Origin of the sequence: Kitasatospora sp. MBT63, from assembly GCF_000710465.2 — a bacterium.
Classification (GTDB): Bacteria; Actinomycetota; Actinomycetes; order Streptomycetales; family Streptomycetaceae; genus Kitasatospora.
On record NZ_JAIZ01000630.1, the window covers coordinates 1 to 791 of the forward strand.

At 66.9% G+C, this 791-nt stretch carries 1 protein-coding gene; it reads right to left on the minus strand.

The window, feature by feature from the left end:
* The coding region (locus tag AA75_RS32990) for a putative Ig domain-containing protein (RefSeq protein WP_033824032.1) at positions 1-364 on the minus strand (364 nt) is incomplete at its 3' end.
* Between the last annotated feature and the right edge of the window lie 427 nt (positions 365-791).

The following is a 791-nucleotide window of genomic DNA, read 5'->3' on the forward strand; positions in this document are numbered from 1 at the left end:
CCACGGTGAAGGTTGTCGATGCTGCGCTCGTGATGGCGGGTTTCTGGTTGACGGTGAGGGTGAAGGATTGAGCGGTCGAGCCAACGGAGTTGGTGACGGTGAGGTTGAAGGTGTAGGTGCGGGCGGATCCCGCGGCAGGTGTTCCGATGAGTGCGGGTTTGCCGGTGCTGTCAGTACCCAGAGTGATGCCGATGGGCAGCGCGTTTGCCGGCACGGTCAGGGTCGGGGTGGGGGTGCCGGTGACGGTGATTGGGAACGAGCCTGCGGTGCCGACGGTGAAGGTGGCGTTGTTCGCGCTGGTGATGGCCGGAGCCTGGCTCGTATACGTGATCGTGACTTGGCCATTGTGCCCGCCGGTGCCCACAGCAGAAAGACCGAATGAGGTACTGGCCCCGGCCGCCGTGGAGTAACTGGAGCCGCCGCCGCCGCCTCCTCCAGTGGCGTAGTAGCCGTTTGCGTCCCCGTCCGCTGGCCCTCCTCCTCCGCCGCCGAAGAAGCCGCCGCCCCCGCCAGCGCCGGCGCCGCTGCATGGTTCGTCAGCCCCAACCCCTCCGTGTCCAGCCGTTCCGGGAGAACTGCTGGTCGGCTCATACAGGCAAAAGGTTGTATTAGTCCCAATGGCGCCGCTGCCGCCGGCTGTGGCTGTCCCGCCCCCGCCGCCAGCGCCACCGGCGCCGCGGCTTCCGCTCGCACTGCCGGTGTCCCCGCTTGAACCATTGCCGGCGGAAGTACTGCCTCCGTTTCCTCCTTTAGCCCCTGCCAACCCGGACAAGCCATTACTGACCATGCTG